General features: G+C 65.3%; 14 protein-coding genes. 5 read left to right on the top strand and 9 right to left on the bottom strand.

Annotation, left to right across the window (positions count from 1 at the left end; genetic code table 11):
* Positions 1-56 precede the first annotated feature (56 nt).
* The 4 genes from U0004_RS15150 to U0004_RS15135 form a co-directional block, all read right to left on the bottom strand.
* Positions 57-1,484, bottom strand: a complete 1,428-nt coding sequence (locus U0004_RS15150; protein ID WP_070254366.1) for a TolC family protein — start codon at positions 1,482-1,484, stop codon at positions 57-59.
* A complete protein-coding gene (locus U0004_RS15145) occupies positions 1,474-2,817 on the bottom strand; it encodes an HlyD family type I secretion periplasmic adaptor subunit (RefSeq protein WP_115057486.1) in 1,344 nt (447 codons plus the stop codon). Before U0004_RS15145 ends, U0004_RS15150 begins: the two co-directional genes overlap by 11 nt.
* Entirely contained in the window at positions 2,814-4,985 is a 2,172-nt protein-coding gene (locus U0004_RS15140; RefSeq protein ID WP_070259834.1) for a type I secretion system permease/ATPase, read from the bottom strand. The genes U0004_RS15145 and U0004_RS15140 overlap by 4 nt, the downstream gene beginning before the upstream one ends.
* 98 nt (positions 4,986-5,083) lie before the next feature.
* On the bottom strand, positions 5,084-8,101 hold the full coding sequence (locus U0004_RS15135; protein WP_070259833.1) for a calcium-binding protein: 3,018 nt from the start codon (positions 8,099-8,101) through the stop codon (positions 5,084-5,086).
* Positions 8,102-8,473: 372 nt separating this feature from the next.
* On the opposite strand from U0004_RS15135, the gene U0004_RS15130 reads away from it, so the two are divergent.
* The gene (locus U0004_RS15130) at positions 8,474-9,616 is read left to right on the top strand and encodes a serine hydrolase domain-containing protein (RefSeq protein WP_217495273.1); all 1,143 of its coding nucleotides are present in this window, start codon (positions 8,474-8,476) and stop codon (positions 9,614-9,616) included.
* A gap of 45 nt (positions 9,617-9,661) precedes the next feature.
* Here U0004_RS15130 and U0004_RS15125 read toward each other — a convergent pair whose 3' ends face one another.
* Positions 9,662-10,306 carry a DUF6000 family protein gene (locus tag U0004_RS15125; RefSeq protein ID WP_070259829.1) on the bottom strand — a complete coding sequence of 215 codons (645 nt, stop codon included), beginning with the start codon at positions 10,304-10,306 and terminating at the stop codon, positions 9,662-9,664.
* The gene (locus tag U0004_RS15120; protein ID WP_070259828.1) at positions 10,303-11,196 is read right to left on the bottom strand and encodes a LysR family transcriptional regulator; all 894 of its coding nucleotides are present in this window, start codon (positions 11,194-11,196) and stop codon (positions 10,303-10,305) included. The genes U0004_RS15125 and U0004_RS15120 overlap by 4 nt, the downstream gene beginning before the upstream one ends.
* Before the next feature lie 109 nt (positions 11,197-11,305).
* On the opposite strand from U0004_RS15120, the gene U0004_RS15115 reads away from it, so the two are divergent.
* The gene (locus U0004_RS15115; protein WP_115057485.1) at positions 11,306-12,805 is read left to right on the top strand and encodes an MFS transporter; all 1,500 of its coding nucleotides are present in this window, start codon (positions 11,306-11,308) and stop codon (positions 12,803-12,805) included.
* 100 nt (positions 12,806-12,905) lie between these two features.
* On the opposite strand, the gene U0004_RS15110 is transcribed toward U0004_RS15115, so the two are convergent.
* The 3 genes from U0004_RS15110 to U0004_RS15100 form a co-directional block, all read right to left on the bottom strand.
* A complete protein-coding gene (locus tag U0004_RS15110) occupies positions 12,906-13,442 on the bottom strand; it encodes a CPBP family glutamic-type intramembrane protease (RefSeq protein ID WP_070259826.1) in 537 nt (178 codons plus the stop codon).
* An 87-nt stretch (positions 13,443-13,529) separates the two neighbouring features.
* A complete protein-coding gene (locus U0004_RS15105) occupies positions 13,530-15,110 on the bottom strand; it encodes a methyl-accepting chemotaxis protein (protein ID WP_034787362.1) in 1,581 nt (526 codons plus the stop codon).
* Between the two features lie 268 nt (positions 15,111-15,378).
* On the bottom strand, positions 15,379-15,813 hold the full coding sequence (locus U0004_RS15100; RefSeq protein ID WP_070259825.1) for a hotdog fold thioesterase: 435 nt from the start codon (positions 15,811-15,813) through the stop codon (positions 15,379-15,381).
* 143 nt (positions 15,814-15,956) lie between these two features.
* Between U0004_RS15100 and lpxO the strand changes: the two genes are divergently transcribed.
* The 3 genes from lpxO to U0004_RS15085 all read left to right on the top strand — a co-directional run bounded on the left by lpxO (position 15,957) and on the right by U0004_RS15085 (position 19,968).
* Positions 15,957-16,856 (top strand): lipid A hydroxylase LpxO, encoded by a 900-nt coding sequence (gene lpxO / locus U0004_RS15095; RefSeq protein WP_070259823.1) that lies wholly within the window; start codon positions 15,957-15,959, stop codon positions 16,854-16,856.
* A gap of 175 nt (positions 16,857-17,031) precedes the next feature.
* Entirely contained in the window at positions 17,032-17,451 is a 420-nt protein-coding gene (locus tag U0004_RS15090; RefSeq protein ID WP_205412602.1) for a MarR family winged helix-turn-helix transcriptional regulator, read from the top strand.
* A 186-nt stretch (positions 17,452-17,637) separates the two neighbouring features.
* Positions 17,638-19,968, top strand: a complete 2,331-nt coding sequence (locus U0004_RS15085; protein ID WP_231958282.1) for a glucose/quinate/shikimate family membrane-bound PQQ-dependent dehydrogenase — start codon at positions 17,638-17,640, stop codon at positions 19,966-19,968.
* The last annotated feature ends 92 nt before the right edge of the window (positions 19,969-20,060 follow it).

Genomic DNA, 20,060 nt, shown 5'->3' with positions numbered 1-20,060 from the left:
CCCTTGGTCGATAGCAACACCTCCCCGCGCGGGAAGGCCAGCCTCCAATATAGTCATTATTGCGCCGTCGAGGCGCGCAGTTTGCCGCCGCTTTTAACGCCACCGTCCGGGATATCGTCCCGCCCCAGCACCCCGGCGCTGGCCAGCAGCCGCAGCCGGGCCGAACGCCATTCCGCCTGGCAACGGATGCGCTCCTGCTGCGCTTCGAGCAGCGCCGACTGGGTGTTCAGCATTTCCAGGATATCCGCCGCGCCCAGGCCAAACTTGCGCTGCACGCTGGCCAGGGCATCGCGCGCCGCGTCCAGCCACGCCTGCGAGGCGGCCAGGTTGGACAGCGCCGTGCTGGCCTCCGCATGCGTCTTCACGAGTGCCATCAGGGTCTGCTGCCGCACTTCCTCGGCCTCGGCCTCCCTTTGCCCGGCCTGCGCCAATGCGCCGCGCACCTTGTATTGGCGCGCAAAACCGTCGAACATGGGGATGTTCAATGAGATGCCTACCAGGGTTTCGCGCGTGGAAGCGGCGGACAAGCCCTGGTTGGGCCGGCCGTTCTGGTAGAGATTGGCCGTCAGGTCGATGCTGGGACGGCCCTCCGACCGGGTCACGTCCACCCGTTCGCGCGCCGCCGCCAGCTGCGCCTGCGCGGCCAGGATTGCCGGATGTTGCGCCTGGGCCAGCGCCAGCCAGGCTTGCAACTCATCTTGCAAACCCTCACGCAAGCCCGCCGCCGCGCCATCCGCATCGTCGTCCAGGATCACGCCCGCATCGGCCGGCAAGCCCAGGGTATATATCAGCACGGCGCGGGCCTTCTGGAACTCGCCATCGGCGCGGCTGGCGCCCAGGGACGCCTTGGCCAGGGCGCTCGTCGCCTGCAGGGTGTCGCTGTGAGAGCCGAGTCCCCGCTGCGCGCGGCGTTGCGTGGCCTGCACCGTTTCATTGGCCAGAGCCTGGTATTCCTGCCGCATCCGCACGCTGGCACGCGCCGTCTGCGCCTCGAAATACGCGCTGACGGTGGCCGCCAGGGTCTTTTGCAGCACGGCGTCACGGTTCGCCAGGGCCGCGTCAAGCAATGCCTGTGCCGAACGCTGGCCCGCCGCGCGCCCGCCAAAGTCGAACAGGCGCCAGGACAGATTCAGCGAGGCCGTATTGCTGTTCAAGCTGCCCGAAGCAGTGCTGGCGCCCGGATAGGCCGTGCGGTCGTGTACGCGGCTCACGCCCGCATTCAGGGTCGGCAGATAGGCGGCCCTGGCCTCGCCCAGCCCGGCCGCCTGCAGCCGGATGCCGGCCCAGGCGCCGTGCACTTGCGCGTTATGGCACAGGGCCAGGTCGACGGCCGCCGACAGGGTCAAAGGCACGGTCAGCAGCACACCAGCATCATGCGTGGATGGGCATGGCGCGGCGTCCATGGACTGGGCCCGGACTGGCGCGGCGGCCACGCACAGGCACAGGCCAGCGGCGGACAGGGCGGCGCGGCATCTAGCGTTCATGCAGCGCCTCCTTCTGGTGCTGCACCAGCGGCGAGAGCACATATTCGATCACCCTTCTCGTCCCCGTGCGGATTTCCGCGCGCACCGCCATGCCGGCCGACAGCGGCACCAATCTGCCGTCGATGACGATGGACGGTTGCTGCAGCGTGATTTTCACGGCATACACGAGACCCTTCTTCTCGTCTTCGATGGCGTCGCGCGAGACGCTGCTGACGACGGCGGGCACGGTGCCGTATTTCGTGTAGTCGAAGGCGTCGACCTTGACGGCCACCGCCTGCCCTTCCTGGACGAAACCGACGTCGCGGTTTTCCAGCATGGCGTCGATTTCCAGCTTGCCCTGGCGCGGCACGATCTGCATCAGCGCCTGCGCGGCCGGCACCACGCCGCCCACCGTATGCAGCTTCAGCTGCTGCACCGTGCCGTCGACGGGCGCCGTCAGGCGCAGCAGGCTGCCGCGGGCGCCGGCGCGGCGCGCATCCTGGCCGCTGGCCGCCGCCACTCTGGCCCCTTCCGTCAGCGCGTCGTAGGCGTCCTTGCGCGTCTGCGCCACCAGGGCCGCGCGCTCGCTGCGGGCCGACGCCAGCTGGCCGGCCAGGTCGATGCGCGCCTGCTCCTTTTCCAGCCACGCGTGTTCGGCCACGTCGCGCGTCGCCAGCAGGGCCCTGTAATCGCCGGCGCGCCGCGCGGCCAGCGGCAGCGCCTGGGCATAGCGGGCGATTTCCCCGTCGAGATGCGCCAGCCTGGCGCGGAAACTGGCGTACTGGCCATCGAGGTGGCCCTGCGCTTCCTCGCGCTGGGCGGTGGAAACGCCATCGGGCGCCGCCAGCTTCGGCGTATTCAAGGTGTCGATGGCGGCGATCAGCGCGCGCGAACGGGCCATCTGCAGCGCGGCCGCCACCGCGTCGCCGGCGGCCTTGTCGCGCTCGGCGTCCGGGCCGCGGCTGTCGAGCTCCACCAGCAGCTGGCCCGCCTGCACGGCCTGCCCCTCGCGCACATGCAGGGCGCGCACGGCCGCCACGTCGACGGAGGCGATGGTCTTGGTGTTGCCGGACGGAATGATCTTGCCGGCCGCATTGACGATGATGTCGACCTGGCCAAAGACAGCCCACAGCACCACGCAGCCGACCAGCAGCATCAGCACCCTGGCCGTCAGTCGCAACGACGGCGACACGGGCCGCTCCTGCAGCGCCAGCGCGGCCGGCAGGAAGGCCGCCTCGTCTTCGCTGAGCACGGGACCGCGCAATGCGGCGCGGTCGCGCCAGCTATGCCGCAGCACCTGGCCGTAGCGTTTGAACAGCTCGCCATACGCGGCCAGACGGTGGCCGGCGCTCATGCGGCGCTCCCGCTCGTTCCCTGCTGCAGGCTGTACAGATGGGCGTAGATGCCGCCCGGGTTCGCCAGCAGCGCCGCATGCGTGCCCAGTTCGGCCACTTGCCCCCGCTCCATGACCACGATGCGGTTCGCTTCGCGCACGGCCGACAGGCGGTGGGCGATGATCAGCACGGTGCGACCCGCGCAAATGCCGCGCATATTGTCCTGGATGATTTTTTCCGATTCATAGTCGAGCGCGCTTGTCGCTTCATCGAAAATCAGGATGCGCGGATTGCCGATGAGGGCGCGGGCGATGGCGATGCGCTGGCGCTGGCCGCCCGACAGGCCCGTGCCATGCTCGCCCACCATGGTGTCGTAGCCTTCTGGCAACTCGCAAATGAAATCGTGGGCACCGGCCAGTTTCGCCACGGCGATAACGGCATCGATGGGCAGCGCCGGGTCGCTCAGGGCGATGTTGTCGCGCACGGAGCGGTTAAAGAGGATGTTTTCCTGCAGCACCACACCGATCTGGCGCCGCAGCGACGCCGTGTCGATGACGGCGATATCCTGCCCGTCGATCAGTACCTTGCCCCGCTCGGGAATATACAGGCGCTGCGCCAGCCGCGTCAGGGTGCTCTTGCCGGAACCGGAACGCCCGACGATGCCGATCACTTCGCCAGGTGCAATGGCAATCGACACATTGCGCAGCACCTCGGCCGCATCGGGCCGGTAGCGGAAGCCCACTTGCTGGAAATCGATGGCGCCGGCGATGCGCGGCAGGCGCGCCTTCTGGCTGCCTGCTTCCGTGCGGGCGTTGAGGATATCGCCCAGCCGGCTCATGGAAATGCCCACTTGCTGGAAATCGTTCCACAGCTGCGCCAGGCGCAGGATGGGCGAGGCCACCTGCCCTGCCAGCATGTTGAAGGCGACCAGTTCGCCCACCGTCATCCTGCCGTCGATGACGAGAGTGGCGCCCCACCACATGATGGCCGCCGTCACCAGCTTGCTGACCAGGGTGACGCCGCCGCTGGCCAGCATGCCGATATTATTCGCCGACAAGCCCGCCGAGACATAGCCGGCCAGCTGCTTTTCCCACTGCTGCTGCCAGCGCGGTTCCACGGCCATGGCCTTGAGCGTGTCGACGCCGCTGATCGTCTCGACGAGGAAGGACTGGTTTTCCGCGCTGCGGTTGAATTTCTCGTTCAGGCGGCCCCGCAGCACGGGCGTGAGCAGCATCGACAGGGCCGCGTAGACGGGAATGGAAACGAGCACGACCACGCTCAGCGCGGCGCTGTACCACAGCATGGCGGCGATGAAGATGAAGGAAAACAGCAAGTCCAGCACCAGGGTCATCGCGTTGCCGGTAAGAAAAGAACGGATGTTTTCCAGTTCATGGATGCGCGCCACGGAATCGCCCACGCGGCGCGCCTGGAAGTAGGCGATCGGCAAGGCCAGCAAGTGGCGGAACAGGCGCGCGCCCAGTTCCACGTCGATCTTGCTGCTGGTGCGCGCGAATACATAGGTACGGATGAGACTGAGCACGGCTTCGAAGACGATGGCACAGACCAGGCCGATGGCGACGACGTTCAAGGTCTGCATGGCGTGGTTGACCAGCACCTTGTCCATCACCACCTGGAAAAACAGGGGCGTGGCCAGGCCGATCAGTTGCAGCACGAAGGAAATCAGCAGCACTTCGCCCAGCAGCCTGCGGTACTTGACGATGGCGGGGATGAACCAGCTGAAGTCGAAGCGGGCCGTTTCGCCCGCAAAGCTGGCCTTGCTGGTGAAAAAGATCAGTTCGCCCGTCCAGGCGGCAAGGAACGCTTCGCGGCCAAGGATTTGCGGCGGCTGGCCCGGATGCTGGATCAGCACCTTGCTCACGCCGTCATCGTCCGTTTCGACCTTGCCGAGAATAAAGAAACGGCCTGCGCTATCGATGGCGATGGCCGGCAGCGGCGATTGCGCCAGCCGTGCCGGCGCCTGGCGCACCAGCTTGGCCGTCAAGCCCAGCTGTTGCGCGGCCAGCAGGACGGTTTGCCGCGTGAACACGGCCTGGCCGAACGCATGCTTGAGCTGGGCGCCGTCGGCGGCGATGCCGTGCAGGCTGGCCATCAGCAGCAGCGACAGCAGGCCCGTGTCGGGCGCAGGTTGTATGGGTGGCGGATCGTTGCGGTATGAGAGGACTGTCATCGGGCAATATCAGAGATTCAATGGCGCAGCCGGGCCGTGGCGGGTCACCCCGGCCCGGCTGCGTGATGATAAGGCTAACTAGCTAACAACGCGGGCGATCAATGCGCTGCCGCCAGCTGGATCTGCGCCGACGCAGCGCCTTGCGCCGACCAGGGCGCCGATGCGCACGCCGACACGGCAAAGCCGGCCATCGCTTGCACCAGCTGCGCCGGATCCGCTGACCAACCGCCGAAGCCGCCCTGGCTGGCGCCAGCCGCTGGTGGCGCGGCGCGCCAGTTCTGCGCCAGCACCGGCGCCAGGATGGCGGCCGTACCGGCCGGCAAGGTCAGCTGGCCCGCTGGTGGCGGCGTCAAGCCCGCCATCGCCTGCACCAGGTTTTGCACATCGCTGCCCAGCAAGACTTTGCCATCGGCCATGCGGAATTCCTCGATGCGCACGGGCGTGTCCGCGTACCAGTTATTGACGGTGATCTTGTCCGTGGTGCCGATGGTGCTCACTTCCAGGTGCGCGCCCGCCTGGCGGAACCACAGCTGCTCGGCGCTGACGCCGGCCAGGAAGGAAACGACATCGTGGCTGCCCGCTTCCACGCCCTCGGCGATGATGTCGGCGCCGTCGCCGCGGCCGAAGAGATAGGTATCGTTGCCCTGCGCGCCAGCCAGGGTATCGTCGCCCTTGCCGCCATGGAACGTGTCGTTGCCGAGGCCACCGAAGAGGATATTCTTGACCTCATTGCCGGTCAGCACGTCATCGAACTTGCTGCCGATGACAATGTTGAAATTGGCCAGCACGTCGGCGCCCGGACGACCAATCATGGGGCCGCCGACCGGTGCGAAGGTGGCCGTCACGCCTGCCGTGGCGCTGGCGTAGTTGAGCGTGTTGCCGGTCCCGCCGCCGTCGAGCACGTTGCCGCCAGGCGTATCGACATAAAAGACATTGTTGTTGTAGGCGCTGCCCGTTACCGTCAGGCCCGAGCCGATGAGGCGCACATTCTCGACGTTGTCGGCCACCTTGTAGTCGACGCTGGTGTACACCGTATCGCTGCCGCCGTTGCCCCGTTCGACGATGAAATCGCCCCCGTGGTTGACGTAATAGGTGTCGTCGCCGCCCAGGCCTTCCAGCAAGTCGGCGCCGGCACTGCCGTTGATGACATCGGCGCCCGCCGTGCCGACAAAGTGCTGCCCCGTGGGCTGCGTGGGACCGTTGAAATGCCAGGCCTGGGCCAGCACGGGCGCCAGGGCGGCGGCCGTGCCGGCCGGCAGGGTCAGCTGGCCCAGCGGCGGCGGCGTCAATCCCGCCATTGCCTGTACCAGCAGCTGCACGTCGGCACCGCGCATGACGTGGCCGGCGGCCGTGCGGAATTCCTCGATGTTCGGCTTGGCAATGCTCCAGCCGCGGATGGTGATCTTGTCCGTGGTGCCGATGGTACTCACTTCCAGGTCCGCGCCCACCTGGCGGAACCACAGCTGGTCGATATTGACGCCGGCCAGGAAGGCGATGCTGTCGTATTTCGCATCGGCGGAGGGCTCGCCGATGATGTCCGCGCCGTCGCCACGCGCAAAGACATAGGTATCGTCACCCAGCCCGCCGACGAGGAAGTCGTCGCCCTTGCCGCCTTGTAAGGTATCGTTACCGAGGCCGCCGGACAGGGTGTTGGCCAGTTCGTTGCCCGTCAACACGTCGTCATAGGCGCTGCCAGTCACGCTGGAAATATTGACCAGCACATCGCTGCCCGGACGCGCCACGGGGGTGCCGCTGATGGAGGCGATGGCCGCCGTGGCGCCCGCCCTGGAACCCGCATAGGTGGCTGAATTATTGCTGCCGATGCCTTGCACCAGGTGACCGCCGGCCACATCGATGTGGAAGACATTGCCGCTGCCGTTGCCCCTTACGCCCAGGCCGGCCGCACTCAAGTGCAGCTCTTCGACGTTGGCGCCCATGGTGTAGCTGACCGTCGTGTAGACGGTGTCGCGGCCGCCGCCAGGCTGTTCAATCACCACGTCGTTGCCATGGTTGACGTAATAAATGTCGTCTCCGGCCCCGCCGGCCATCACGTCGGCGCCCGCCGTGCCCTTGATGATGTCAGGGTTCACCGTGCCTGCTCCCTCGGTGCGCCAGTTCTGCGCCAGTGCCGGGGCCAGGATGCCGGCGATGTTCGGCGGCAGGGTCAGCTGGCCGGCCGGGGGCGGCACCAGGCCCGCCATCGCCTGCACCAGATTTTGCACGTCGCTGCCCAGCAGCACGCGGCCGTCGGCCGTGCGGAATTCCTGGATGCGGGGCACGATGCCCGCGCTGAACCAGCCATTGATGGTGATCTTGTCGGTCGTGCCGATGGTGCTCACTTCCAGGTTCACGCCCACCTGGCGGAACCACAGCTGGTCGGCGCTGACGCCGGCCAGGAAGGAAACGACATTGTGGCCGCCGCCCTCGACCACCTCGACGATGATATCGGCGCCGTCACCGCGGGCAAAAATATAGGTGTCGTCGCCCACCGCGCCGAGCAGCGTATCGTCGCCCTTGCCACCCCGCAAGGTGTCGTTGCCGATGCCGCCAACCAGGAGGTTCTTGAGTTCATTGCCGGTCAGGACGTCGTCGAACTTGCTGCCCACGATGCTGGCGAAATTGACCAGCACATCGCTGCCCGGCGCTGCCGCCACCGGACCACTCGCCCCGGACAGGGTGGCCGTCACGCCCGCGCTGGAGCCAAGGTAATTGACCGAGTTGCCCGTGCCGCCACCGTCGAGCACATTCCCGCCGGCCACGCTGACATGAAAGATATTGTTGGTGTTGGCGCTCCCCGTCACCGTCAGACCGCTGGCGGCGAGGCGCACGTTCTCGACGTTGTCGGCCACCGTGTAGTTGACGCTGGTATACACGGTATCGGTGCCGCCATTGGCCAGCTCGACGATCACGTCGCCGCTGTCGTTGACGTAATACGTATCGTCGCCGGCCAGGCCTTCGAGCACGTCGGCGCCCGTGGTGCCGTTGAGCACATCGGCATCCGGCGTGCCGGTGAAACGCTGCAGCGCTACGGCGGCGGCACTGTTCAGGTATGCCTCGATGGCGGAAATGCCATCGTCAGCGGAGGTGGAAGTTTGCGATGCAAATTTTTCAGTCATGTTGCAGTTTCCTGTCGTTAAACGTCAAAACCAAGATTGAATATGTCGGCGCAAGCTGACATGCAAGGCAAAAGTCCCGGCCGCATCCACTTGCAGTTCAGCATGCACCTTCAACGGTCCGGCACTTTCGGTGCATGGACGGCGCGCGGTTGGTGGTCGCCACGCATGCACCCCCTACTGACGTTCAAGGGGGCGGAACACTGTTGTTTGTCATGCAAATGTCACACTGCATGGAGGAAAGAAAAGGAAATGCGGAATGGCGGAGTGGCGGAAAGGAGGAAAAAGCGCGCGGCTGGCGCAGGGCAGCACAATTTCTTTCACTGCTGCACCCATTGTGCGAGAATGCCCCTCCCCCTTGGATGGATGGTGCGCATGATAAGCAAACTCGCCGCAAGCATCACTGTAATGACACTCGTGCTGGCAGCTTGCAAGCCCGCGGCCACGGCACCTGCGCATGACATTCCTGCGGCCATGCGCCAGACCGCGACCACCCTGCTGCAGTCAAAATTCCTGCACGCGACCTCGATTGCCGTCGTTTATCGGGGCAAGGAATTCATTCTGCATCAAGGCGAGCTGGAGACCGGCAAAGGCAATCCGCCGAACGATGCAACGCTGTATGAAATCGGCTCAATCAGCAAGACTTTTGCTGGCCTGCTGCTGGCGAACGCTGTGCTGGATGGGAAGGCGGCGCTCGACGATCCCATACAAAAGTACCTGCCGGCCGCCTACCCGAACCTGCAGTCGCAGGGGCAGCCAGTTCGCTTGCGCCATTTGATCACGCACACCAGCACCATGCCGGGCATGCTGCCATTGCAGGTGAACACCATATTGAAGGATTTCACCGCACACGCCACGCCGGCAAAGCTCAATGCAGCCTACGCCAGCTACGGACAACAGCAATTCTGGCAGGACTTGCACACGGTCAGCATCCAGGGGCCGCTTGGCAAGGACTACGCCTATTCAAGCGCCGGTACCGAACTCATTGCGCACACGCTTGAAACAATCTACGGACTGCCCTACGAAGTCCTGCTCACGCAATTCGTCGCGCGCGCAGCCGGCATGCACGATACCAGGCTGAGACTCACTGCCACGGATGCCGGCCGGCTGGCACCCGGCTACCACAGCGACAATCCCGTCATGACGACACCGATGCCGCAACTGCCTTGGGGCGCAGCCGGCAACCTGAAGTCGAGCATGCCGGATATGACGAAATACCTGCGCCTGCAATTGGGTGCCGATCCCGCGGTCGTCGAATCGCACAAGCCGCTGGTACGCTTTCAGGACGACTTCAGCATTGGCTATTTCTGGAATATCGGCAGCAATCGCCAGTTGGGCACGCATTATGTACACCATGGCGGCGTGCCGCGTGCGCAAAGCTACGCCTACGTCATTCCAAAATACCAGCTTGGGATCTTCATCATCACCAACCAGAGCGGCGACGCAACGGCCGGCGCCATGGAAGGTGCGCTGGCGCATCTTTTTGACACCGTCGAATCCATGGAAAGCGCGCGGTAGGCCGCCAACAATACCAACGGCGCCGAAGTTTGAGGGGAATCGCGCCTATTTGCCTGGCGCCGCGGCCTGCAAGGCGCGCAAGGTGGCCATGCGGCCAGTCCATGCTGCGAGCGCTGCGTCCAGCGCCAGGCCCGGCCGGCTGGCGGTAAAATCGGCCCAGGCTGGCGCATGGCGCGCCGCCTCATCCCGGCCCTGCTGGCCATCCAGGTAGGCAATGGCCGCCATGGCTTGCTCCTGATCAAAGTGCAGCTGCGGCTGGCGCAAATAATGTTCAAGATAGCGGTGCAGATAGTCGCGGCTGCCGGGCGTGTCGAAGGCGGCCAGCGCCAGACAATACGCGCTGCCCGCGTAGCAGACTTCACTGGCCAGCAGCAGGCCGCCCAGCTGGTCCGTGAAGCCGGGACGATGCATCAATGCGGCCAGATAGGCGCCCGCCGTGCGGCTGCGCCAGTCGAATTGCCCCAGCAGGCGGGCGATGACGGTATCGTCGGCCTGCGCCAGCCGGGCCAGGCATGCCTGCGCCTGAGGCTGGTGCAAGCCCATATACAATGGCCGTACCCAGCCGTCGCGCAGGGCCGCCGTCAGCGGTTCCTGCGGGGTCAGCTGCGGCATGGGAAACGGATGCGCGTGGCGCACGGTGGCGCCAGCCACATGCAACTGCAAGGGCGTCAGGGAAACATCCTGCGTCATGGCAAAGCTCCAAAAGTTTGATCCTGTAACTGCTCCACCAGGAAATCGATGAAGACGCGCAAGCGCGGCGGCAGGTGGCGGCTGGCCGGCCACAGCAGCCAGAATGCCGTGCGCGCCTGCGTATGCTCGTCCAGCAGCGAGACCAGTTGCCCCGCCGCCAGTTCGCGCTGCACGGCAAATGCGGGCAGGTAGGCGATGCCCTGCCCCTGCACGACCAGGAAGATGCGCATTTCCAGGCTGTTGCAGACCATGCCGGGCGCCGGCGGGCTTGCCTCGTCCATCAGCGGCCACTGTTCCAGGCGGCCCGTGGCGGGAAAGCGGTAGTCCAGGCGCGCGTGCCGCAGCAGCCCGGCGCCATCGGCGGGCCGGCCATGGCGCGCCAGGTAGGCGGGCGACGCCACCAGCAGGCGGCGGAATGTACACAGTTTGCGCCGCATCAAGCCCGAATCGGCCAGCTCGCCCGTGCGCACGGCCGCGTCAAAACCGTCGCTGACGATGTTGACCATGGCGTCGGAAAAATCGAGGTCGAGGTCGATGGCCGGGTAGGCTTGCATGAAGGCGCCGATGGCCGGCTCGAACAGGCCGCTGTAGCGTGGCAGGCTGATGCGAAGGCGGCCGCTCGGCGCGCCGCCCGATTCCCCCAGCTCACGCTCGGCCGCTTCCACCTCGGCCAGGATGCGCTTGCAGCGCTGCAGGAATTTCTCCCCTTCCGCCGTCAATGCCAGGTGCCGCGTGCTGCGCTGGAACAGGCGCGCACCGAGCCGCGCCTCCATGCGCGCCACGCTCTTGCCGACCGCCGACGAAGATAGCCCCAGCAGCCGGCCCGTGGCTGAAAAACTGCCGCTGTCGGCCACCTGCACGAACATGGCGATGCCGCCCAAGCTATCCATTCATTCCCCATTCAAGACATTTGTGTCCGATATGTTGATCAGTTTAGCCCATTTTTCTTCAATGACGGGCGCGCCATACTCGCTCCTCCTTCTTTCCTATCCGACGCCCATGCCCCATTCCTCACGTCTTTCACTCCCCCTGCAAGTGCTGGCCGCTTGCCTGACGGGCTTGCTGATTCCCCTGTGTTTCACGGGTCCGGCCGTGGCCTTGCCCGCCCTCGGCGCCGAATTGCACGGCAGCGCTGCCGCCCTGAACTGGGTCATCAATGCGTATATCCTCAGCTATGGCAGCGCCATGATGGTGGCCGGCAGCCTGACGGACGTGCTGGGACGGCGCCGCGTCTGGCTGGCGGGGCTGGCGCTGTTTTGCGTGGCGACCCTGGCCATTGCCCACGCGCCATCGGTGGCATGGATCGCCGCGCTGCGCTTCGTGCAAGGCCTGGGCGGCGCGGCCGCATTCGCCGCCGCCATGTCTTCGCTGGCGCCCCTGTTCCACGGCGCGGCGCGCAGCCGCGTGATGAGCGTGCTGGGCACGACATTCGGCCTGGGCCTGGCCTTCGGTCCGCTGGCGGCCGGCGCCATGCTGGCACTGGCCCGCTGGCCCGCCATCTTTTATGCCACGGCCGCGCTGGGCGCCATCGGCATGCTGCTGGTATGGAGCAGCGTGCCGGCCGATCCGGCGCGCGGCAAGGGCCGGCTGGACTGGCCCGGCGCCCTCAGCTTCACCGCCGCGCTGGGCCTGTTGACCCTGGGCATGCTGCTGGCGCCCGAACACGGCTGGCGCAACGGCGCCGTGCTGCTGTCCGTCGCCTCGTCCATGCTGCTGTTTCTCGCCTTTGGCGCGATCGAGCGCAGGACGGCGCGGCCCATGCTGGATTTGTCGCTGTTCCGCCAGCGTCGCTTTGTCGCCGTGCAAGTGCTGGCCGCTTCGCCCGCCTTCCTGTTCATCGTGCTGATCGTCATGCTGCCGGGGCGCTTCATCGGCATCGACAGCATGTCCGCGCTGGCGGCAGGCCGTTTGATGATCGCCCTGGCCGCGCCATTGCTGCTCGTGCCCATGCTGGCGGCGCTGCTGTCGCGCTGGGTGGGGAGCGGCGCCCTGTGCGCGGCGGGATTGCTGCTGGCCGCGGCGGGCCTGGCCTGGCTGGCGCAGGTGCTGGGCGGCGGCGACGCTGGCGAACTGACCGGCCCCCTGCTGCTGATCGGCGTGGGCATCGGCTTGCCGTGGGGCTTGATGGATGGCATGGCCCTGAGCGTGGTGGAAACGGAGCGGGCCGGCATGGCGACGGGTATCTTCAATACCGTGCGCGTCAGCGCCGATGGCGTGGCGCTGGCCCTGGCGGGCGCCGTGCTGGCCGGCCTGATCGGTGTAGCCCTGGCGCGGCAGCTGCCCGCCGATCTACCGCTATTGGCGGCCGCCAGCCGCGCCGCGCTCGGCGATCTCCAACAGGCGACACAGCTGCTGGGCGGCCAGGAAACGCTGCTGCGCGCCAGCTATGACGCCGCCTTTCGTCAGCTGCTGAACGGCCTGGCGCTACTGGCCGTGGCGCTGGCGGCGCTGGTGCCGTACTTGCTCAGGAAGGAAGAAAAGCGCCTAACAAAACCGTAGCGAGCGGAAGGTAGAGGTGGTCGAGAAGCGTAACCGTACTAGAGTACGGTGAGCATCGCAGGCCGCCTATACCGACGCGCAGTAGGTTTTGGAAGGTGCTTTAGGCGTCGAGGCCGTAAAACACGGCCACCAGGATGGCGATATTGTTACAGGCGCGCGCAAACGTCGTTGTCGCGTAGGCAACGGCGACACTGGGGCCGCGGTAGCGCAGGTAGACAAAACTGAACATGGAGCCCGACCCCAGCGCGACGATGGCATGCAGCAAGCCGCCGCTGATGAAATGCACGATGGCCCACAGGATGGTGGCGATAAAAATGCTCAGCTGGCGGCTGGCGCCCTGGCGCCGGAGGATTTCCAGCGGCAGCAGCTGGCCAAGGAAGGTTTCCAGGATGGGAGAATAGATGACGACCCAGAACACCAGCAGGGGCAGCGACATTTCGCGCTTGAACTTGGACAGGCCTGTGTGTGCGCCCCAGTATTCGGGCGGCAACAGCCATTTGGTGAGGAACAGGATGGCAAAGCACAGCATGCAGGTGAGCAAACCCCAGCCGAGGCCGGCAAGGGCCAGCTGCAGCACGGGCGGCGCCGGTTTGTCGTCGTCCGGGCTGGATAGATCATGGCTGCGGCGCACTTGCATGAGAAGTCCTGGCGGTGATCCAGCTCTCATTGTAGCGCGGAATACGACTATTGGCGCATGGCGCGCCGTGCTGCCGCGCTCTCGGCATCAAGCCGCCAGGCGCAGCGGTCCGTTGGCCGGCTTGGCCAGTTTGAAGATGCCCACTTCCTGTTCCAGCTGCGCCGCCTGCTGCTGCAATTCCTGCGCGGCGGCGGCCGCCTGCTCGACCAGGGCCGCGTTTTGCTGGGTCACGCGGTCCATGTCGACGATGGCGCGGTTGACTTGCTCGATGCCGGCGCCCTGCTCCTGCGTGGCGTGGCTGATCTCGGCCATGATGCCCGTCACCCTGCCGATGCCGGCCACCACGTCGTGCATGGTGACGCCGGCCTGCTCGACGAGCAAGGTTCCGGTACCCACCTTGCTGACGGAATCGTCGATCAGGGCCTTGATTTCGCGTGCGGCGGCGCTAGAGCGTTGCGCCAGGCTGCGCACTTCCGTGGCGACGACGGCAAAACCGCGTCCCTGCTCGCCGGCGCGCGCCGCTTCCACTGCCGCGTTCAAGGCCAGGATATTCGTCTGGAAGGCGATGCTGTCGATCACGCCGATGATGTCGACGATCTTGTTCGACGAGGCATTGATCAGGCCCATCGTATGCACCACTTCGGCCACCGCCTTGCCGCCCTGCTCCGACACCTTCGACGCTTCGCGCGCCAGGCGGTTCGCCTGCTGGGCGTTGTCCGCATTCTGGCGCACGGTGGAAATCAGTTCCTCCATCGATGACGCCACTTCTTCCAGCGAGCCGGCCTGCTGCTCCGTGCGCTGCGACAGATCGCGGTTGCCCGTAGCGATCTCGGTCGAAGCCATGGCGATGCTTTCCGTGCCGTGGCGCACCTTGCCGACGATGGCGGCCAGGTTGTCGCGCATGGTCTTGATGGCAAACAGCAGGCTGCTGTCGTCGCCATGGCGCGTATGCACGTCGATGGCCAGTTCACCGAGCGCGATGCGCCCGGCAATCGAGGCCGCATATGCCGGTTCGCCGCCCAGCTGGCGCAGCAGGCCGCGCGTGATGACGGTGGCGACCGCAATGCAAATGAGCACGCTGAGCGCGGCCAGCACGCCGATCCAGCGCAGCGACTGGCCGTAGATGGCGCGCGCGGCCACGCTGGCCTGCTCCGATTCGCGCTGCACGTTTTTCAGCACCGTATCGATATCGGCGACGATCTGGCGCCGCAAAGGGCTGCACTCCTCGACGAGGAAGGTGCCATACTGCTCCATCTGTCCCGTGGCGCGGAACTGGCGCGGACGCTGCAATTCCCGCGCCATGGTTTTGAGGCCCGTGCTGACTTTCTCGAATTGCGCATCGCCGGCGAACTGCGGCGCCAGGCGGGCCAGCGCTTCCAGGTACAGCGCCTTCTGGCTGTCGAGGATGGCCAGCTCTTTTTCGGCGGCGGCCTGGTCGTGGAAGATATATGCGTTGCGGGCGGCCAGGCCCGTCTGGTCGAGCGCTTCGCGCGCCACGTACAGGGGTTCGAGTTTTTCCAGTTGTACTTTTTCTTGCGCGTCCATGGCGCCGGAGATGGCGCCGATGCGCAGCAGTGCGAAGGCAGCCAGCACCAGCATGAGCAGCACCAGCAGCCCGAAGCCTGCGCTCAGGCGCGCGCCTATCGTCAAACGATTGAATGACATCATTGTTGTTAGTGCCCTGTAATAAAGTTGATTGTTGCTGGTTAACTAAAAACCAGCGATCTGCTCGCCGTCGTGTTGCCGTTCCTGCATGGCGCAGGATGGGTCTCTAACTGGCGTTTTTTGGGCAGTCAGCTTCTAATTTCGGGCAATGCAGGCGCGCGGGACATACCCTCACGCCCTACAACAGCACACTGAATTATAAGCGAACAGCGTTATTTATGATTCCACGCGCTCGCTTTTAATGCCTTGACGCAAGTCAAGATGGGACGTATCAGCCCGCGCCCGGGGCATCGATGACAGCCATGGTGATGCGCGAAATGCAGCATAGTTTGCCGTCATCATCGGTGATGCGGATTTCCCAGACCTGGCTGGTGCGACCCCGGTGGATCGGCGTGGCGCGCCCCGTCACATGGCCGCCACGCACGCCGCGCACGTGGTTGGCATTGATTTCCTGGCCCACGCTCACCTGCCGGCTGGAATCGAGGCAGGCATTCGCGGCCATGCTGCCCAGGGTTTCGGCCAGCAGCACGGAAGCGCCGCCATGCAGCAGCTTGAATGGCTGCATGGTGCGGTGGTCGACGGGCATGGTCGCTTCGATCCAGTCGGGGCCGAAGGCCGTGAATGCGATGCCCAGGTGGCGCATGGCCGTGCCCTCGCTGGCGGCGTTGAGGGTGGCCAGGTCGAGCGGTGCGTGCCAGATTTCCATTGTTACCTCGTATCAGTGTGGAGAACAGCCATTGTAGGACAGAGCTCTCCCGTGCGCCGCTTCATCTTTCCTTCACCGTGGCCCGGGGTGGCGATGGCATTAACTGGTTATAATTGCCCCATTCTTAAAAAACGAGGTTGTGTATGAAGTGGGCCTTGCTGGGCATTTTTGTGTTTTCCGTTTTACATATTCATTTTCGTGGCAAGGTGCGCCTGCCGTTTCGCCGCCAGATCTTCGATCATTCCTCGTTCATGGCGCCGCTGAACCTGTTCATGCACACCTTTTCCAAGGTGCCGGCCACGCCATACCTTTCCGTCGATCAATTCCCGGAACTGGCGCCGCTGCAGCAGAACTGGCAAATCATCCGCGATGAGGCGCTGCGCATGCAGGAAATGAAAAAGATCAAGGCCGCGGAAAAGAACAATGACGTGGGTTTCAATTCCTTCTTCAAGTATGGCTGGAAGCGTTTCTACCTGAAATGGTATGACGCGAACCACCCGTCGGCGCAACAGATGTGCCCGCAAACCTATGCGCTGCTGCAATCGATTCCCTCGATCAAGGCGGCCATGTTCGCGGAACTGCCGCAAGGCGGCAAGCTCAACCCGCACCGCGACCCGTTCGCCGGCTCCCTGCGCTACCACCTGGGCTTGCAGACGCCGAACGACGACCGCTGCTTCATCGACGTCGATGGCGAGCGCCACAGCTGGCGCGACGGCCAGGCCGTGATGTTCGATGAAACGTATATCCACTGGGCCCGCAACGACGCCGACAGCGACCGCATCATCCTGTTCTGCGACATCGAGCGCCCGATGCGCTACCGCTGGGCGCAAGGCTTGAACCGCTGGCTGGGCCGCACCCTGATGACGGCCGCCGCCTCGCCGAACGAACTGGGCGACCAGGTGGGCGGCGTGAGCAAGCTGTTCCAGATTTCCTGGACCATGGGCCAGTACCGCCGCCGCTTCAAGGCGTGGAACAAGACGGCCTACCAGGTCACCCGCGTGGCGCTGGTCGTGGGCGTCATCGCGCTGATCTATTTTATCTAAACGCCGGCAGCGTTCATTGCCACGTAAAAAAACCGCCTTCGGGCGGTTTTTGCATTTCCGGCCGCCTGAAAAAATGCATAGCCTGCTATGCTCATCGAAATTATGATAGCATGCTATATTCTTTTCACCGGGGATGTTCGTGATCGACTTCCAGAAAGAGCAGTCCGCAGGCCACATGACGAGCCGGGCTGCACGCCTGTTTGCCAGGGTCATCGAGCGCAAGCTCAAGCTGATCGGCATGGCGCCGGGCCAGTTGCCCGTATTTTACGAACTGGCAAATGGCGCGCAGCTGACGCAGAAAGCACTGACCGTGGCCGCTGCCGTCGAGCAGCCGACCATGGCGGCCACGCTGGCGCGCATGGAACGTGACGGCCTGGTCAGCCGCCAACCCGATCCCAGCGATGGACGCAGCAGCCTGTTCGGCCTTACCCCGGCCGCATTACAGCAGTCGCCCCTGATCAAGGAAGCGATTCATGCCAGCAACCGCGAAGCCCTCGCCGGTTTCAGCGCCGAGGAAGAACACGCCTTGCTGGACATGCTCAGCCGCATCATCGCCAATCTCGACAGCAAATCCACCACGCCAAACCCGGGCTGAGCATCCCGCCCGCGGGCGGACACTCACCCCTCGCGCAACGGGGGAACCGAGTCTTGGTTATTCAGCATCACCTGGCGGCGCCTGGCCGCCCGGTCAACAATAAAAGGAATCATCGTGAACCCTTCCAGTTCATCCACACCCGCAACGCGGGGTCAAGCAGCGTCGCCGCTGCGCTACCTGCCAGCCGTGCTGCTCATCTTGTCCGGCCTCTTCCTCGCTATCGGCGGAGCCTACCTCGCGTATCTGGGCGGCAGCTGGTTTTACCTGCCGATGGGCATTGCCACGTTCGCCTCTGGCGTACTCGTCTGGCGGAGCAAGCCGGCCGGCGCCCTGCTGTTCGGTGCCGCCTTTATCGTTGCCCTGATCTGGGCCCCCATCGACGCGGGCTGGAACTTCTGGCCCCTGGTGTCGCGCCTGTTCGTCTTCGGCGTGCTGGCTTGCCTGGTAGCCCTCGCCTATCCCGGCTTGCGCCGCACCACCGGCGTGCCGGCTGGCAAAGGCGCCTTCGCGCTGGCGGGCCTGATCGCCGTCTGCCTGGCCATCACGGGCGTCAATTTCTTCCTGCCCAAGTCCGTCATTGAAGCCGATGTCGTGGCGGGCGTGACGCCGGTCGCTCCCGGCGCGCAGCAGAAAAACTGGCTGCACTGGGGTAACACCACGGCCGGCAACCGCTTCGCCGCGCTGGACCAGATCAACAAGGGCAACGTCGGCCAGCTGAAACTGGCCTGGACGGCGCACACGGGCGACATCCCGCAAAGCAATGGTTCTGGCGCGGAAGACCAGAACACGCCGCTGCAAGTGGGCGATACCCTGTACGTCTGCACGGCCTACGGCAAGGTCGTGGCGCTGGACGCCGATACGGGCGCCGAGCGCTGGAAATACGACCCGCAAGGTTCCGCGCCAAACTGGCAGCGCTGCCGCGGCCTGGGCTACCATGAAGCGCCCGCCGCGCAGCCGCTGCCGGCCAGCGCCCCCAGCGACGCCGCCCCGGCCGCCTGCCGCAAGCGCATCTTGCTGCCGACCATCGATGCGCGCCTGATCGCGCTCGACGCGGGTACCGGTGAGCCTTGCGCCGATTTTGGCGAGCACGGCACCGTCGACTTGAAGGTGGGCATGGGCGAAGTCAAGCCCGGCTACTACCAGCAAACATCGACGCCGCTGATCGCGGGCGACCTGGTCGTCGTCGGCGGCCGCGTGGCCGACAATTTCTCCACCGGCGAGCCGCCCGGCGTGGTACGCGCGTTTGACGTGCGCAGCGGCGAACTGGCGTGGGCCTGGGACCCGGGCAACCCTGCCATCACGAAACTGCCGCCGCAAGGCCAGACCTACACGCGCGGCACGCCGAACGTCTGGTCGGCCATGTCGTACGACGCCCAGCTGGACACCATCTACCTGCCGACCGGCAATGCCACGCCCGACTTCTTCGGCGGCACGCGCACGGCGCTGGACGACAAGTACAGCTCGTCCATCGTTGCCGTCAACGCGAAAACGGGCAAGGTGCGCTGGACCTTCCAGACCACCCACCACGACCTGTGGGACTTCGACTTGCCGGCCCAGCCGCTGCTGTACGACATTCCTGACGGCAAAGGCGGCACCCTGCCCGCGCTGGCGCAAGTGACGAAACAAGGCGAAATCTTCCTTCTCAACCGCGTGACGGGCGAGCCCATCGCGGCCGTGGAAGAGCGTCCTGTACCGCAAGGCAAGGTGCCTGGCGAGCGCTATTCGCCCACGCAGCCGTTTTCCGTCGGCATGCCGTCGATCGGCAACGCCACCTTGCACGAGTCCGACATGTGGGGCGGCACCGTGTTTGACCAGTTGCTGTGCCGCATCGAGTTCAAGGGCATGCGCCACGAAGGCGTCTACACGCCGCCAGGCCTCGACCGTTCGCTGCAGTTCCCAGGCTCGCTGGGCGGCATGAACTGGGGCAGCGTCTCCGTCGACCCGACCACCAACTACATGTTTGTCAACGACATGCGTTTGGGCCTGGCCAACTACATGATCCCGCGCGCCGCCATTCCGAAGGGTGCCAGCGGCATCGAGATGGGCGTCGTGCCGCAGGAAGGCACGCCGTTCGGCGCCATGCGCGAACGTTTCCTGTCGAAAGCGGGCATTCCCTGCCAGAAGCCGCCGTTCGGCACCATGTCGGCCATCGACCTGAAAACCCGCAAGCTCGTGTGGCAGGTACCGGTCGGCACGGTGCAGGATACGGGTCCGATGGGCATCCGCATGAAAATGCCGATTCCGATCGGCATGCCGACCCTGGGCGCGTCGATGTCGACGCAGTCCGGCTTGCTGTTCTTTGCCGGCACGCAGGATTTCTACCTGCGCGCCTTTGACAGCGCCACCGGCAAGGAAATCTGGAAACAGCGCCTGCCCGTGGGCAGCCAGTCCGGCCCGATGACGTATGTCTCGCCGAAAACGGGCAAGCAATACATCGTCGTCAGCGCCGGCGGCGCGCGCCAGTCGCCGGACCGCGGCGACTACGTGCTGGCATACGCCTTGCCTGACAGGAAATAAGCGGCAATACAGTGCACACACAAAACCGCCTTCGGGCGGTTTTTTCACGTCTTGCTGCATGGTGTGCCAACTGCCGCCGCGCTTGCGGTACG

The organism is Janthinobacterium lividum (assembly GCF_034424625.1).
In the GTDB taxonomy this organism is placed as follows: Bacteria; Pseudomonadota; Gammaproteobacteria; order Burkholderiales; family Burkholderiaceae_D; genus Janthinobacterium; species Janthinobacterium lividum.
The sequence above is the reverse complement of the archived record's forward strand: the minus strand, read 5'-3'. Positions and strand labels throughout refer to the sequence as shown.

Bases quoted from the DNA above. Each gene is read 5' to 3' on its own strand.
- U0004_RS15145 (WP_115057486.1), bottom strand. From the start codon at position 2,817: ATGAGCGCCGGCCACCGTCTGGCCGCGTATGGCGAGCTGTTCAAACGC.
- U0004_RS15105 (WP_034787362.1), bottom strand. From the start codon at position 15,110: ATGATGTCATTCAATCGTTTGACGATAGGCGCGCGCCTGAGCGCAGGC.
- U0004_RS15100 (WP_070259825.1), bottom strand. From the start codon at position 15,813: ATGGAAATCTGGCACGCACCGCTCGACCTGGCCACCCTCAACGCCGCC.
- U0004_RS15130 (WP_217495273.1), top strand. From the start codon at position 8,474: ATGATAAGCAAACTCGCCGCAAGCATCACTGTAATGACACTCGTGCTG.
- U0004_RS15150 (WP_070254366.1), bottom strand. From the start codon at position 1,484: ATGAACGCTAGATGCCGCGCCGCCCTGTCCGCCGCTGGCCTGTGCCTG.
- U0004_RS15090 (WP_205412602.1), top strand. From the start codon at position 17,032: ATGACGAGCCGGGCTGCACGCCTGTTTGCCAGGGTCATCGAGCGCAAG.
- U0004_RS15135 (WP_070259833.1), bottom strand. From the start codon at position 8,101: ATGACTGAAAAATTTGCATCGCAAACTTCCACCTCCGCTGACGATGGC.
- U0004_RS15140 (WP_070259834.1), bottom strand. From the start codon at position 4,985: ATGACAGTCCTCTCATACCGCAACGATCCGCCACCCATACAACCTGCG.
- lpxO (WP_070259823.1), top strand. From the start codon at position 15,957: ATGAAGTGGGCCTTGCTGGGCATTTTTGTGTTTTCCGTTTTACATATT.
- U0004_RS15115 (WP_115057485.1), top strand. From the start codon at position 11,306: ATGCCCCATTCCTCACGTCTTTCACTCCCCCTGCAAGTGCTGGCCGCT.
- U0004_RS15110 (WP_070259826.1), bottom strand. From the start codon at position 13,442: ATGCAAGTGCGCCGCAGCCATGATCTATCCAGCCCGGACGACGACAAA.
- U0004_RS15125 (WP_070259829.1), bottom strand. From the start codon at position 10,306: ATGACGCAGGATGTTTCCCTGACGCCCTTGCAGTTGCATGTGGCTGGC.
- U0004_RS15120 (WP_070259828.1), bottom strand. From the start codon at position 11,196: ATGGATAGCTTGGGCGGCATCGCCATGTTCGTGCAGGTGGCCGACAGC.